Origin of the sequence: Methylobacterium brachiatum (assembly GCF_020523825.1) — a bacterium.
GTDB lineage: Bacteria > Pseudomonadota > Alphaproteobacteria > Rhizobiales > Beijerinckiaceae > Methylobacterium > Methylobacterium brachiatum.
The window spans coordinates 141,722-155,831 of sequence record NZ_JAJALK010000003.1 but is presented as its reverse complement, the minus strand read 5'-3'; the positions used below and the strand labels follow the sequence as shown (position 1 = coordinate 155,831).

Annotated in this window: 17 protein-coding genes; 10 read left to right on the top strand and 7 right to left on the bottom strand. The window is 71.2% G+C overall.

What is annotated here, in order from left to right; all coding sequences use genetic code 11:
• Positions 1-149: 149 nt before the first annotated feature.
• Positions 150-569 (top strand): flagellar biosynthesis repressor FlbT, encoded by a 420-nt coding sequence (locus LGR69_RS07800; protein WP_230365679.1) that lies wholly within the window; start codon positions 150-152, stop codon positions 567-569.
• A 16-nt stretch (positions 570-585) separates the two neighbouring features.
• On the opposite strand, the gene flaF is transcribed toward LGR69_RS07800, so the two are convergent.
• Entirely contained in the window at positions 586-957 is a 372-nt protein-coding gene (gene flaF, locus LGR69_RS07795; protein ID WP_230365678.1) for a flagellar biosynthesis regulator FlaF, read from the bottom strand.
• A 169-nt stretch (positions 958-1,126) separates the two neighbouring features.
• Between flaF and LGR69_RS07790 the strand changes: the two genes are divergently transcribed.
• Positions 1,127-1,369 carry a hypothetical protein gene (locus LGR69_RS07790; RefSeq protein ID WP_050733344.1) on the top strand — a complete coding sequence of 81 codons (243 nt, stop codon included), beginning with the start codon at positions 1,127-1,129 and terminating at the stop codon, positions 1,367-1,369.
• A 2-nt stretch (positions 1,370-1,371) separates the two neighbouring features.
• Here the strand turns inward: LGR69_RS07790 and LGR69_RS07785 are convergent, their stop codons facing one another.
• Entirely contained in the window at positions 1,372-1,512 is a 141-nt protein-coding gene (locus LGR69_RS07785) for a hypothetical protein (RefSeq protein WP_007569207.1), read from the bottom strand.
• A gap of 87 nt (positions 1,513-1,599) precedes the next feature.
• Positions 1,600-1,917 carry a hypothetical protein gene (locus tag LGR69_RS07780; RefSeq protein WP_047170971.1) on the bottom strand — a complete coding sequence of 106 codons (318 nt, stop codon included), beginning with the start codon at positions 1,915-1,917 and terminating at the stop codon, positions 1,600-1,602.
• A 548-nt stretch (positions 1,918-2,465) separates the two neighbouring features.
• Between LGR69_RS07780 and LGR69_RS07775 the strand changes: the two genes are divergently transcribed.
• Complete coding sequence (locus LGR69_RS07775; RefSeq protein ID WP_230365677.1) at positions 2,466-3,044, top strand: hypothetical protein; 579 nt, start codon at positions 2,466-2,468, stop codon at positions 3,042-3,044.
• 130 nt (positions 3,045-3,174) lie between these two features.
• Here the strand turns inward: LGR69_RS07775 and LGR69_RS07770 are convergent, their stop codons facing one another.
• Positions 3,175-3,684 carry a hypothetical protein gene (locus LGR69_RS07770; RefSeq protein WP_007569212.1) on the bottom strand — a complete coding sequence of 170 codons (510 nt, stop codon included), beginning with the start codon at positions 3,682-3,684 and terminating at the stop codon, positions 3,175-3,177.
• Positions 3,685-4,150: 466 nt separating this feature from the next.
• On the opposite strand from LGR69_RS07770, the gene LGR69_RS07765 reads away from it, so the two are divergent.
• From LGR69_RS07765 to LGR69_RS07735, 7 genes are all read left to right on the top strand, one after another.
• Positions 4,151-4,879, top strand: coding sequence for a Crp/Fnr family transcriptional regulator (locus LGR69_RS07765; protein WP_230365676.1), 729 nt, complete (start codon positions 4,151-4,153; stop codon positions 4,877-4,879).
• Positions 4,880-5,046: 167 nt separating this feature from the next.
• The gene (locus LGR69_RS07760) at positions 5,047-5,766 is read left to right on the top strand and encodes a cytochrome c biogenesis CcdA family protein (protein WP_230365675.1); all 720 of its coding nucleotides are present in this window, start codon (positions 5,047-5,049) and stop codon (positions 5,764-5,766) included.
• An 86-nt stretch (positions 5,767-5,852) separates the two neighbouring features.
• Positions 5,853-6,899, top strand: coding sequence for a selenide, water dikinase SelD (selD, locus tag LGR69_RS07755; protein WP_230365674.1), 1,047 nt, complete (start codon positions 5,853-5,855; stop codon positions 6,897-6,899).
• Between the two features lie 76 nt (positions 6,900-6,975).
• Positions 6,976-8,952, top strand: coding sequence for a glycosyltransferase (locus LGR69_RS07750; protein WP_230365673.1), 1,977 nt, complete (start codon positions 6,976-6,978; stop codon positions 8,950-8,952).
• Complete coding sequence (locus LGR69_RS07745) at positions 8,949-10,028, top strand: glycosyltransferase (RefSeq protein ID WP_230365672.1); 1,080 nt, start codon at positions 8,949-8,951, stop codon at positions 10,026-10,028. The genes LGR69_RS07750 and LGR69_RS07745 overlap by 4 nt, the downstream gene beginning before the upstream one ends.
• A 281-nt stretch (positions 10,029-10,309) precedes the next feature.
• On the top strand, positions 10,310-11,788 hold the full coding sequence (locus LGR69_RS07740) for a GumC family protein (RefSeq protein WP_122162421.1): 1,479 nt from the start codon (positions 10,310-10,312) through the stop codon (positions 11,786-11,788).
• Positions 11,781-12,638: a WecB/TagA/CpsF family glycosyltransferase gene (locus LGR69_RS07735; RefSeq protein WP_230365671.1), complete on the top strand. Its 858-nt coding sequence runs from the start codon at positions 11,781-11,783 to the stop codon at positions 12,636-12,638. Before LGR69_RS07740 ends, LGR69_RS07735 begins: the two co-directional genes overlap by 8 nt.
• A gap of 77 nt (positions 12,639-12,715) precedes the next feature.
• Here the strand turns inward: LGR69_RS07735 and LGR69_RS07730 are convergent, their stop codons facing one another.
• The 3 genes from LGR69_RS07730 to LGR69_RS07720 are packed head-to-tail and all read right to left on the bottom strand — an operon-like array spanning position 12,716 to position 13,927.
• Positions 12,716-13,282 (bottom strand): NUDIX domain-containing protein, encoded by a 567-nt coding sequence (locus LGR69_RS07730; protein ID WP_091862973.1) that lies wholly within the window; start codon positions 13,280-13,282, stop codon positions 12,716-12,718.
• Between the two features lie 38 nt (positions 13,283-13,320).
• Positions 13,321-13,578, bottom strand: coding sequence for a sulfurtransferase TusA family protein (locus LGR69_RS07725; protein WP_370881353.1), 258 nt, complete (start codon positions 13,576-13,578; stop codon positions 13,321-13,323).
• 25 nt (positions 13,579-13,603) lie between these two features.
• A complete protein-coding gene (locus LGR69_RS07720; protein ID WP_230365670.1) occupies positions 13,604-13,927 on the bottom strand; it encodes a hypothetical protein in 324 nt (107 codons plus the stop codon).
• Positions 13,928-14,110: the final 183 nt, after the last annotated feature.

The following is a 14,110-nucleotide window of genomic DNA, read 5'->3' as shown; positions in this document are numbered from 1 at the left end:
TCGGCGCCATCTCTTCGAAGAGTCGACGATTCGCACCGCCGCCGCAATCCTGTCCCGGTCCCCGGCCGATCCGCGCAGGTCGGCGGCCATTGTCCAAACGTTAACGCTTTCGGAATCACATCGCCGCGTCTTCTAGAAAGGAACACGCGATGCCCCTGCGCCTGGAACTCAAGCCGCTTGAGCGGCTGATCATCAACGGCGCGCTGATTCGCAACGGCGACCGGCGCTCGACCTTCCTGATCGAGACGCAGTGCAAGTTCCTGCGCGAGAGCGAGATCATCACAGAGAGCGAGGCCGACACGGCCTGCAAGCAGATCCACCTCACCCTGACGGTGATCTACCTGGCCGACGACCCGGCAGCGGGGATCGACCTGTTCTTCCGGCAGGCCGGGGAGCTGATCCGTCTGATGCCGGCGGCGGCGCCGCAGATCGCCGCCATCGCCGAGGCCGTCGAGGCCGGCACGTTCTATCCGGCGATCAAGCTCGGCCGGAAGCTCGTTGAGTGGGAGGCCGGGATGCTCGCCCAGGCGCTGCCGGCCGGGCCGCCCGAGCCCGGCGCGGCCGCCTGACCGCGCCGTCCGGGTCTCAGCCCGGATTGCCCTGGAGGCCGGCGGCGATCTCGTTGTTGATCTGCACGAGGTTGGCGATCTTCTCCGGGGTCGGCTCGATCATCGTGTCGACGCAGCTGCGCAGCACGAACACGCCCAGGTTGCCGATGCCCTGCTTGATTTCGGCCGGCAGCGGGTTCTCGTCGGCGGTCGCCTCGCTGGCCAGGATGGTCCAGACGCGCTGGTTGAACGACAGGGCCTCGTTCAGGCGCTTGGTGTCGCCGGCGGCGAGCCCGTGGCTGGCGCCGATCAGCTGCTGGGCCGCCTTCAGCAGGACCGCCGATTCGGCTTCGCGCGGCGTCAATGCGGACCGGGACGTCCGGGCATAGGCGTTGGCGGCGTAGTTCATAGGCGGTCCAGCCCTATCGCATCAGACCTGCCGGGTGGGCAGGCTTGCGTGTAGCTGTCGCAGATCAAGTGTTAAGGCCGCGTGAGCATCCGTCCGCCATGATGCCGCCGGGTTGGACAGAGACCAGGGATTGTGGTCGCGGAATGCCGGCCACCGGATCGCGTCAGAGATGCTGAACTTCTTGCTTGGAACCGTTGCCGGCGGCCTGATCGCCGCCGTACTGACCATCGCGGCAGCCCGGCAGCCGGAGGTTCAGGCGCGTCTCGGGCTGCGACCGGCCCCGGTTGTCGCGGCGCTCGCGGCGGTGACCAAGCCGCGCGAGCCGGATTGCGTCAAGCCGCCCGAGGCGCCCACCGTCGGGAGCCGGGATATGCTGTTCAACCGCCAGCGGTTCTGGTCGGTCGCGCCCTGATGTCAGAGCGTCCCGATCAGCACGAGCAGCATCGTCGTGGCGACGGTGGTGCTGATGAAGCCGCAGAGTGCGGCCGCGAAGGACGGGCCGGTGCGATCGGTGGTCGGGGCCTGGAGATCGGACGACAGCAGGGCGGTGGTCATCGGCGCATAACCTTGTCGGCGACGTGCGTCGCTATGTCGGGATGATGCTGCGGGGCCTGAACGTACGAGGTGCGCGGACGCACCCGGTCAGTCGCAGCGGTTGATTTTCTTGGCGATGCGGAGGCCGCGCAGCTCGCTGCGCAGGTCGATGGCCACCACGCCCTCGCCGCAGCGCTCGAAAGCGTCGCGGGCGTCGTCGTAGCGGTCGCCGACCTCGTCCAGCGTGTCGCAGACGCGGTCATGGTTACCCAGCCGCGCCTCCTGGCGCGCCTGGAAGCGCAGGGCGTTGGCCTCATCGACCTTGCGCTGGGCCTCGAGGCACGCCGGCAGGGCCAGCGCCGAGGAGGTCAGAGCGAGGAGCGACAGGGCACCGGCCAGGGCCGTCTTGGCGAGGCCGGTCGTCAGGGAGAAGCCGTAGCGGGAAGAGTCCGAACGGGCGCTCACGGGAATACTCACGACTTGGTTTCTATGGTGGCCCCACAAGACGAGGCCGCCGGGTTTCTCGGGACGGCGCGTATCCATCCCCTCTCTGTCCGCTGAAACGGTGAAGCTGCTGTGAAGGTTCCGACTGAACTACGCCTTCCGGCGTAGGCGCCCGATGCGGATTGCGCAGAGGCCTGCGACGGCCGGACCCGCCGGATCGGCCCGGCATCGCACGGCTATGCCATCGCCTCGCGCGCTCCGCGACCGCACCCGCTCAGGTTGAGCACGCCCCGATCCATCCCGTCCAAGCTGCAGGACGCCCAGTGGCCGGCACCATGATCGCGTCCGCCACCGCAATGCCGTCTGAGAAGCGCGTCGCGATAGAACATCCGACCTAAGGCACCGCCCGTTCTCTCAACAGGTGGCTCCGCGCTAGAGTATCGAGCGACCCAGACGGCATGACGCCGAAGCGAATAACCCGTCCACCACGGCGCGGATGGCGTCACACGCACTGAACCCTTGCTAAGGCCATGAACAAAAGCGCTCTGGCACCCCTCATCGTCTTTGTCCTGGCAGGCTTCAACGGCACGGACAACTTTCCGGCCCAGGAATACCGAACCCTCACGGTCGCCGACTGGCCGCTCAAGTTCGTCCAACATGATTTCGACGCCTTCTGCTATTCGACCTATCGCTGCGCGGTCCGATACAACGGATTCACATTCGCTGATGACCCGGACGACAAGCTGCAGATCTCGTCGGCGTCCTTGGGCAGTGGTTACCCGGACAATTTGAAGGCCAGCTATCTCGGCGTGCCGAATTTCCCGATGCCGGCCGACGTCTCATGGCGCTCCGCGGATGGCACTGCGCATCACGCCGAGGTCGACATCGCACACATATTTGCCGGCGGCCTGATCAAGCACAACGCGAAGCGCGAAGACATCGCGGAAGGCGTTTCGATCGCGAATCCGGAAATCATCCTCGAAGTCAACGACAGGACGATCAACGTCTACATGCGGGCGCACATCCCGATGAAAACGTTGCAGATCCCCGGCAATCGCTACAGTGATTACAGGGCCGATCTCGTCCTGGCGTGGAGCAAGACATACTAGAGCGTTTCCGCCGAAGCGGCCCGCTTCGACGCAGGAGAGTGCGTGAAACGAACACGTTGGGGCCGCTCGCAATCGCACCGTTCCGCGCCGCGCAGGCCCCACTTCCGCGGCGCGGGGTCTCGGAAGTTCGCTACGCCTTCCGGCGCAGGCGCGAGGTGAGGATGGCCGAGAGGCCGACCGGAGCCGGCCCCATCGGGTCGACCCCGACATCGTACTGCTTCGGCATCGGCTTGAGCTTGCCGTGGCTGTGCCCGTGCAGGTTGAGCGCGCCCCGGCCCATGCCGTTCCAGGTCCGGAACGCGTAGTGGCACAGCACCACCATCCGGTCTTCGACCAGGAGTTCCGCGTAATGGCGCACGGAGGCCCAGCCCGGAGCCCCGAGCGTGTCGGGGCCGTCGTTGTTGCCGACGATCAGGTGCTTCTCGCCATTGAGCCCGTCGAGGATCTCGCGGATCCGTGCGCCGCTCGGGCCGAGCGCGAAATCCCCGAGGTGCCAGACGGTGTCGCCCGGGGCCACCGCGGCGTTCCAGGCAGCGATCAAGCCGGCATCGTGGGCGTCGAGGTCCGGGTACGGCCGGTGGTCGAAGCGCAGGGCCCGTTGGTCGCCGAAATGGGTATCGCCCGTGAAGAAGGTGGCCACCGATCCGCTCCGTGGAATGTCCGCCCGCCCGCCTATCCGTCAGCGAGAGCATCCGCCGGAGACCTGGATGCCGGCGCGATCACAGCGCTGACGCGGGATCGACGACCGAGAGGCGGGCGCGCTGGCGGCACAGAGGGTCTACCGCACCAGGGCGCCCATCGTGATGCGCCGAAGCGTAGCGGCGGCTGGGTTGGCGCAGCGCCGATCGTGTCCGGCTCCGGCCCCCACCTTGCGCGCAAACGAGGCTGGCCTCATGCAAGATCCGCCTGTTGTTCTGCCGACCTTGAAGCAAGAAATGTAAGAAATTTACATTTCTACAGGCGCCTCAGACCGGATCATCTGCGCAGAAGAATTTTATATTGCGATGTTACGGGCCAGACATTAGCGCAGGCACAGCGTTCGCTACCTCCGGGGCGTTGATGATCGCGGGTCCGCTTGCGCTCGCGCCCGCTATGCATGAGCACCCGTGGTCCATCTCCGTCAGGCTGACCTGCACAACCGTCTCCTCCGGGCCCTCGATCCCGAGGATTTCGCGGTCCTGCAGCCTGCGCTGCGCCCGGAAGACATGCTGCTGCGGCAGATGTTGATCGCCCCCCACACGCGGATCGACACGGTCTACTTCGTGGAATCCGGTATCGTCTCGGTGACCAACGACGGCGCGAGCGGCCGGGTCGAGATCGGGCTGATCGGCCGCGAAGGTCTGGTCGGCGCCAGCCCGATCCTGCTCGGGGACGACCGCACCCCCTACACGCACTTCGTGCAGGCGGCCGGGCACATGCTGTCGGTCGATGCGCAGGTCCTGCTCGGGCTCGCGGAGGCGCGCCCGGCGATGCGCCGCCTCTTCCTGCGCTACATCCACACCCATTTCGCGCAGACCGCGCAGACGGCGTTCGCGAATGCGCGGGGCAACACCGGGACGCGGCTCGCCCGCTGGCTGCTGATGTATCACGACCGCAGCGCGGGCGACGTCGTCACGGTCACCCAGGAATTCATGTCGCTGATGCTGGGCGTCGAGCGACCCGGCGTGACTCAGGCGTTGCGCGTGCTGGAGCGGGATGGGCTCGTGCGCACGCATCGCGGTCTCGTCCGGATCGTCGACCGCGATGGCCTGCTCCGCCTCGTCGGCGACAGTTACGGGACGGCGGAGGCCGAATATGACCGCCTGATCGGCGGGCCGACGGCGCCGACCGACTGAGGGTGTTGGACGCCGCGACAGCCCGGCGCATCGCGATCCGGCCCACGAGCCTGGGTTACCGGGCGGCGACGATCGATCCCACCCCCGCCCGGCGATGCGCCGATTGACGCCATCGCGCCCCGGCGCGAAGCCTGCGGACCAACACGAAGACGGCGGAGGAACGGGCGATGCTGGGGACGGTCGGGTTCGCGTTCCTGGCGGGGCTCCTGTCGGTTCTGTCGCCCTGCGTCCTGCCGCTGGTGCCGATCGTGCTCGGCACCGCGGCCTCGGAGCATCGGCTCGGGCCCGTGGCCCTGGCACTCGGCCTGGCCCTGTCCTTCACGGCCATCGGGCTGTTCGTGGCGACGATCGGCTTCTCGATCGGGCTCGACGGAGACGTGTTCCGCGGCGCCGGAGCCGTGCTGCTGATCCTCCTCGGCCTGGTGCTGATGCTGCCGCGGCTCCAGGCGCAGGTCGCCACCGCTGCCGGTCCGGTGGGGGCCTGGGCCGAGGACCGGTTCGGCGGGTTCGGGTCCGGGGGCCTGACCGGCCAGTTCGGCGTCGGCCTGCTGCTCGGCGCGGCCTGGAGCCCCTGCGTCGGGCCGACCCTCGGGGCCGCCTCGCTGCTGGCCGCCCGGGGCGAGCATCTCGGCAGCGTCGCCCTGACCATGCTGGCGTTCGGGATCGGGGCCGCGGCCCCGCTGATGCTGCTCGGCTTCGTCTCCCGCGAGGCGCTGATGCGCTGGCGCGGCGGCCTCGCGGCGGCCGGCAAGGGCGTGAAGGCGGCGCTGGGGGTGGTGATGGTGGCGCTGGGGCTCCTCATCCTCACCGGCACCGACAAGCGGGTCGAGGCCGCTGCGGTCGCCGCCTCGCCGGACTGGCTGAATGCCATCACCACGCGTTACTGACGGGCGCAGCATCGTCCGAAGGCCGGCCTTCCGTCCGGGACGATGCCGGTGAACACCGCCTCGGCGGCCTTGGCCCGGAGTTCCGCATGACCGAGTCCCCCCGTCTGACCAGTCTCGCCCATGGCGGCGGCTGCGGCTGCAAGCTCGATCCGGCGATCCTGCGCCGGCTGCTGGCCGAGCAGCCGGCCGCCGGCCCGTTCGAGCGGCTGCTCGTCGGCAACGAGACCTCCGACGACGCCGCGGTCTGGGCGCTCGACGACGGCACCTGCGTCATCGCCACGACCGACTTCTTCACCCCGATGGTGGACGACCCCGTCGAGTTCGGGCGGATCGCCGCGACCAACGCGATCTCGGACGTCTACGCCATGGGCGGACGGCCGATCTTCGCCCTGGCGATCCTGGGCATGCCGGTGGGCAAGATCGAGCCCGACGTGGTCGCCCGGATCCTGCGCGGCGGCGCCGAGACATGCGCCGAGGCCGGGATCCCGGTGGCCGGCGGCCATTCGATCGACACGCCGGAGCCGATCTACGGGCTCGCGGTGATCGGCACCTGCCGCCGGGAGGCGGTGCGGCGCAACGCCGACGCGCGGGCCGGCGACGCGGTGATCCTGACCAAGCCGCTCGGCGTCGGGGTCTATTCCGCGGCGATCAAGCGCGAGGCCCTGGAGGCGGCCGACTATCGCGACTTCGTCGCCACCACCACCCGGCTCAACACGGTCGGCATCGAACTCGCCGCCGAGCCGGCGGTCCATGCGATGACCGACGTGACCGGCTTCGGCATCCTGGGCCACGGGCTCGAGATCGCCCGCGGCGCCGGCCTGACCTTCGCGCTCGAGGCCGGCGCCCTGCCGTTCCTGCCCCGGGCCGAGGCTCTGGTGCAGGCGGGCTTCGTCACCGGGGCCTCGCACCGCAACTGGAACGCGTTCGGCGCCGAGATCGACCTGCCCGCGGGCTATCCCGATTGGCGCCGCCACCTGCTCACCGACCCGCAGACCTCCGGCGGTCTGCTGGTGACCTGCGACGAGCCCCAGGCGGAGGCGATCCTGACGCGCATCCGGGCGGCCGGCTACGCCGCCGCGGCCCGGATCGGCCGCATCGAGGCCGGCCCCGCCCGGATCCGTGTGGACGGCTGATGGCGCGCGCGGTCCGAGAGGCAATCTTCACCCTTCGCGGCCAGACTGCCCGCCCCGCCCGACGCGCGAACCGCCCTTGACCGACGCCGCTTCCTCACCGCCCGCCCACGGCGTCGCCGGCTGGCCGTTCGGTCCCATCACCGCCGGACCGGGTCGGCCGGCCGCCCTGCCCGACGGACGGCCCTGGCCACGGATCCGCGTCGTCACCCTGGCGGATCCCGGCATCGACGCGAAGGCGACCGCCGCCTCGGTCCTGCGCCAGGATTACGCGGAGCTCCGGCACGACCTCGTGCCGCCCGGGTTCGGGCGTGCCCGCATCGAAACGCTCCTGGCCGAGCCCGGCTGCGACGCCCTGCTGTGGCTCCGCCCGGGCGATCTCCTCGCGCCGGGGGCGCTCACCGCCCTGGCCCTGGATGCCGCCCTGACCGGCGCGGTGGCGGTCGCGGGCCTGCGGGTCCTGTTCGCCGATACAGTCCTGGAACTCGACATCCCCGGGATGGAGGTTGCGGAGGGGGGGCCGTTCCCCGGCGGCGCGGTGCTGTGGATGCGCGCGGCGCTCCACCGCCACGCCGTGCTCGACGCCGACGGTGATCTGCACGCCTCGGCCGCCTGGTCGGCCCTTCCGGCCGCCGCTCGCTCGCGCGTCGGCCGCCCGGTTCTGCTGCAGCACGTGAACGAGGCGCCGATGGTGCGATCCGGCGGCCTGGCGATCGTCTCGCTGACCGGCACCGGCACCCAGGGCGGCGCCGGCGTCGCCCAGAGGCGGCTCGCCGAGGCGCTGGCACTCGCCGGCCACCGCGTGACCGGCATTGCGCTGAGCGACCGGCCGGAGGCAGCGGAATGGACCGACCGGTTCCCGCGGGCCGAGGCGGCGATCGCGGCCGCCGCGCCCGACCTCGTGCTGGCCGGCAACCTGCACGGCGCCACCCGCAGCCTCGACGTGGTCGGGCGGCTGGCCCGCAGCGGCCCGACGGCTCTGGTGCTGCACGACCTGTTCCCGCTCACCGGCCGCTGCTGCCATCCACGCGACTGCACCCGCGCCGCCACCGGCTGCGACGCCGCCTGTCCCGGACCGGACGAGTACCCGCAGCTCGCCCCCGGGCGGATCGCCGGCATGCACGCTCGCAAGCGCGCGGTGCTGGCCGAACCGGCCGGGCCGTGGCTGCTCGCCAATTCCGACTGGACCCTGGCCCGGGCCCGGGAGCTCGCCCCCCCCGGCGCGGTGGCCGAGCGGATCCAGCTGGCCTTCCCGACCGCGACCTTCCGGCCCGGCGACCGCGCCGCCCTGCGCCGCCGGCTCGGCCTGCCGGCGGGCGACGTGCTGATCCTGATCTCGGCCGTGATCGTCGACGGGCCCGACAAGGGTTTCTCGGATCTGCGTGCCGCGCTCCAGGCGGTGGCCCGGCCGGGGGTCGGCGTCGTCGCGATCGGCCGGCTCGACGATCCGGCCCGGCTCGGCCTGCCGAACCTGTTCGCCCCGGGGCTGATCGCCGACGAGGACACCCTGGCCGCCTGGTACGGCGCCTGCGACCTCCACGTCACCGCGAGCCGCCACGAGACCCTCGGCCAGACCCCGATCGAGGCCGGTCTGTGCGGCGTGCCGACCCTGGCCTACCGCACCTCCGGGCTGACCTCCGCGGTGATCGACGGCGTGTCCGGCCGGCTCGTTCCGGTGAAGCCCGGCACCCTGGCCCGGGCCCTGGCCGAGCTGGTGGACGATGCCGGGGCCCGGGCGCGGCTCGGCGCCTTCGCCCGGATCGCCCTGGAGAGCCGCCACAGCCCCGCCGCCGCCGCGCTGTCGCTCGACGCGATCGTCCGGGCGCGGAATCTGCTTCCCGGCGCCGCGCGGCTGGCCTTCGCCCCGGCGATGCTCGGCCATTTCCCGTTCGCGGCCGAGCGCCAGACGGGCGCGACCGGCACCGTGCCGGCGCCTTCGCGGCCGCTGGTACGCCGGCTGCGGCGCGCCAAGCAGATGGTGCTCGGCCGGCGCATGCCCCTGTTCGTGCGCCGCTGCCTCTACCTCGCCGGCACCCTGCGGCGGAGCGTCCCGTGAAGCCGGGGCCCAAGCGGATCTATCTCGACCAGACCCACCTGCGCGCGCACGTCACCGGGATCGAGCGGATCACCCTGGACCTGTTCGCCCCGGAGCGGCTGGCGCCCCACGAGGTCCGGGCGGTCACCAGCGGCTCGCTGCCGGGGATGATCGGCCAGCAGCAGCTCGGCCTGCCGCTGCGCGCGCTCGCCGACCGGGACGCGCTGTTCCTGTTCCCGGGCTTCCCGCCGGGGCCGCTCTGTGCGGTCGCGGCGGCGCGCTGCCTCCTCTACGTCCACGACACCTTCCTGCTCGACCGGCCGGAGGATCTGAGCCTGAAAAGCCGGCTCTACATGAGCCCGAGCTTCGCCCGCGCCCTGCGCTGGTGCCCCAACCTGTTCGTCAACAGCCGCACCACCGGCGCGGCGGTGCGGGCCGTCTGCGCGCCGAGGGCCCGGGTCGCCCTGCTGCGCCCGTCCGTGCGCGACGCCTTCAACCTCGCTGACCTGCCGGGGCCGGCCGCCTATGTCCCGGGCGCGCCGATGCGGATGCTGGCGATCGGCACGATCGAGCCGCGCAAGGATTATCCGGCCTCCCTGGCCCTGGTCGGGGCGCTCAACCGCGCGGGGGTGCCGGCGGAGCTTCACCTGGTCGGGCGGGTCGGCTGGGGCCGTCACGCCTTCCTGGACGACCCGCCGCCCTTCCTGCACCGCCACGGCTACCTGGCCGACGCGGCGCTGCGGGATCTCGCCGGCTCCTGCCACCTCCTGCTCTCGACCTCGAAGGCGGAGGGGCTCGGCCTGCCGCTCCTCGAAGTCCAGCATGGCGGGCTGCCCGTGGCGGCACCGGATGCACCGGTGTTCCGCGAGGTGCTGGGCGCCTCCGGTCTGATGATCCGGCCGGAGGCGCCCGAGGCCGCCGCGCCGGCGCTGATGGACTGGATCGTCGAGGGCGGGCTGGCCCGGGCGGCGGCCGCGAGCCGCGGGAACGTGGCGCGCTGGAATGCCGCCGCGGCCGAGGACCGGGGGCGTTTCCAGGCGTTCCTGGCCGGGGATCCGGCGGCCTACGCCGCACCGGACGCCGTGATCGTCGCATGAATCCGTTTACGTAGTCCCCAACAATTACGGGCCTGTTGGCGCCACAAAAACGTGACAGAGCGTTCTAGTTGGGTATGCGATATCTACACGAAGCCTGCTGCAGGTTGCGCTTCAAGGCGAGAGTACTGGTTCGGTATGCTGATTGCTGCAGTGACGGGACGACATCGCCTCGGCCGAGGTCTCGTCCCGGAACGGCACGCGGGTGACCGGAAAGGGGACGGGACCCGGATGGCGGTTCAGGGCGGCACGGACCGCCTCACGGTCGGTCAGGAGCGAGGCGCATGTTCGACTTCTCGACACGCATGAGCGGTGAGCAGCCCGTCCGCATGGTGCTGCCGCAACCCGCCGAGCCGCGCACGGAGGCGCGCGTGATCCTGCGCCGCCTGTGGCGGGGCAGCGGCTTCATCCTGCTCGGCGCCCTGTTCATGGTGGCGGCCGCAGTGGCGCTGCTCGGCCTGATCCCGCCGCGCTACACCTCGTCCATCCAGGTGCTGGTCGATCCCAGCGATCTCCGGGTCGTCGAGAACGACGTCAACGCGCGCCAGCCCCAGGCCGATAGCGGCGTGTCGATCGCCGAGAGCCAGGTCCGGGTGATCCAGTCCGACAACGTCCTGCGTCGGGTCATCGCCACGCTGCATCTCGACCAGGACGACGAGTTCGTGATGCCGGACGGCAACAACCCGACGCTCGCCTGGATCAAGGGCGCGCTCGGCATGGTGCCGCCGGCGGCGAGCCGCGACCCGGTCAACATCGCCCTCGACACGCTCCAGACCAAGCTCAGCGTGCGCCGGGCCGAGCGGACCTTCGTGATCGACGTGTCGGTCCAGTCACGCGATCCCGAGAAGGCCGCCCGGATCGCCAACGCGATCGGCGCCGCCTACTTCGCCGAGGAGGCAGCGGCCCGCACCGAGACCGCCCGGCGCGCCTTCGACGCCCTCACCGGACGGCTCGGCAGCCTCAAGCGCGACGTCGAGCAGGCCGAGGGCGAGGTGGTGCGCTACCGCGAGGCCCACAAGCTCGTGGCCGCGAGCGGCCGCCTGCTCACCGACCAGCAGCTCGGCGACCTGAACCAGCAGCTCGTCACCGCCTCGATCAAGACCGCCGAGGCGAAGTCGCGCCTGGACCAGGCCCGCAAGATGCGCACCTCGGATCCGAGCACCGCCCTGCCCGAGATGCTGCAATCCCTGGAGATGCAGGCGCTGCGGCAGCAATACGCCACGCTCTCGCGCAACACCGCCGAGCTCGCCACACGGCTCGGCGAGCGCCACCCGGCCATGGCCGAGCAATACGCCCAGCAGCGCGACCTCCAGCGCCTGATCCAGCGCGAGAAGGAGCGGATCATCGACACGACCCAGAAGGATTACGACCGGGCTGCGGCCAGCGAGGCGGCGATCCGGGCCAATCTCGACCGGGTCAAGAACGAGACGGTGAGCAGCGACCGCGCTTATGTCGGCCTGCGCGAGCTGGAGCGCACCCTCGAGGCCCGCCGCGGGGTCTACGAGGCCTATCTGAAGCGCGCCCGCGAGGCGAGCGAGCAGGAGCGGCTCAACACCACCAACGTCCGGATCATCTCGGAGGCGACCCCGGCCCGGCAGCGGACCTTCCCGCCCTCGCCGAAGATCGTGCTGCCGGTGGCTCTGGTGCTCGGCCTGCTGCTCGGCGGCGCCATCGCGTTGGCGCTCGGCGCCGACAGCGACCGCCGCCGGTTCCGCCGCGCGGCCGCCCGGCCCGGAACGAGCTTCCGGGCCGCCGATGCGTGATGTCGAGGCCCCGGGCCCGGCAGATCCAGAGGCGGCATGGCAAGACCGGGCCGGGCCGGACCGTTCCGCATCGCCCGGTCGCGGGGCGTCGGACCCGTCCACGACCGTCACGCTGTTCGGCTACAGCTTCCACACCGGCTCGGCTCCGGCGATCGTCGCGGCGGTCGCGGCGCATCACGCGGTCGGCCCCCGGACGATCGTCACCGCCAATGTCGACCACATCGTCCAGCTCGCCGAGGATGCGGATTTCCGCGACGCCTACGCCCGTGCCGCCGCCCGGACCCTCGACGGCATGCCGCTGGTCTGGCTCGCCCGGGCGACGAGCGGGCGGCCGGCCGAGCGGATCACCGGCCACGACCTCCTGGCCTGCGTGCTGGCCGACCCGCCGCCCTTCGCCCGCCGGGTGTTCTTCGTCGCCGCCCGGCAGGATGCCGCCGACACGCTGACCACGCGCCTCCAGGCCGCCGGCCTCCCGGACGGCGCCGTGGCGAGTGCGGTCCCGCCCTTCGGCTTCGAGGACGACGCATCCTACGGACGGGCCCTCGCCGAGCGGATCCGCACCCACGGCACGACCCTGCTGGTGATGGGCGTCGGCGCGCCGAAATCGGAGATCTGGGTCGATCGCCAGGGCCGCGCGCTCGGCAATCCGGTGGTGTTCTGCGTGGGCGAAGCGCTCTCGGTCGCGGCGGGCTACGTACCCCGCGCCCCGTGGCTGATGCAGCGGCTGGGCCTCGAATGGGTCTTCCGCTTCCTCTGTGCGCCGCGGCGGCTGTTCCGCCGCTACTTCATCGAATCCTGGCGCTTCATCGGCATCGCCGCGCGGGACCGGGCTTCGGGGCGGCGGGATTGAGGGCCGGGGCGGCGCCCGTTGCGCCGGCCTGAGCCCGTCCACGCCCGCATCCGTCACGTCAAGGCGTTGCAGGCGCCCTACGCAAACAGCTCCGGCCGCCGCAATTGCAGCGCGAACAGCAACAGCAGCGACTTCATGTCGGTGAGCGCGCCGCGGCGGCTCATCGCCACCAGTTCCGACAGCGGGATCTCGTGGACGGCGACCGCCTCGCCCTCGGCGGCCAGGCCACCGCCCGCGCCCATGCGATCGGATTCGCCGTAGGCTGCCAGGAACAGGTCCATCCGCTCGGTCGAGATGCCCGGCATCGTCCAGGCGCTCGCCACGAGGTCGAGGTCGCCGAGCCGCAGCCCCGTCTCCTCGACGGCCTCGCGCCGGACCTCGTCCTCCGGGGCGCCGTCGTCGAGAAGGCCTGCCGGCACCTCGACATGGCTCGGCGGGCCGCCCGAATAGAGCACCGGCGCCCGGAACTGCGAGACCAGCGTCGCGACCCGCCGGACCGGGTCGTAGGGCAGAACCGCGACGGCCCGGCCGTGATCTTCCATTTCGCGGGTGATGCGCGTGCCGTCGTCCTGCATCACCTCGGCCACGAGGTACCGGGCCCACCCCTCGTGCACGAGGCGCACGCCCCCGATCCGTGGTGCCATGCCGTCTCCGCCTCAACCTAGGGAACGCGACGGATCGCTCAGGAATGCGGCGGCTTCGCGGAGGCCCTCATGCGGAAGCGCAGGCGATCCCCGTCCCGCTCGGCCGAATCGAGTGCGGCGCCCTCCTCCCGCACCATGTTCGGGATGTCGATCATCGCCATCGGATCGGTGCAGGTCACCACCAGGACGCGCCCGGCCCCGAGGGCGCGCAGGGCCTTGCGCGTGCGTAGCACCGGCAGCGGGCATTTCAGCCCCGTGAGGTCGAGCTCGACGCTCTCCGCCGCATCATCCAGCAAACGTATGGCTCCAGGGCCGGCGTCCCTACCACTCGTGATAGCCGAAGATCGGGCCGCGATAGGTGTCCGGCGCGAACACATAATAGGTCGGGCCGTAATAGCCGTATTCCATGTTGCGGCCCGGGGTCGGCGCGTAGGCGTAGCCGTAGCCGAACGGCACCGGATAGCCGTACTCGCCGTAATAGCTGTATTCCGGCCGGACGACCCGCGCGCCGGCGACGACGGCCGAGCGCCCGACCGGGGCGGCCTGCGGGGCGCGATACGGGCCCAGATCGGCCGCGGAGCAGACGCCGCCGGCGGTCACGGTGGAGACCAGGCCGGCCGCGAGAGCGGCGGTGAAGCGGATCATGGCACGGACTCCTCGACAAGGGATTCGGCCTCGGAGGGATCCGATCTCATGGCCGGAATCCGATAAGCCTTGCGGGCCTTGTTCGAAGCTTGCGGCGCACGTTTAACGTGCGGCGGGTCGCGTGCGTGCGCCGGCAAACAAAAACGCCCGGCCTCGCGGAGGCCGGGTGTCTTCAAGCCGGTT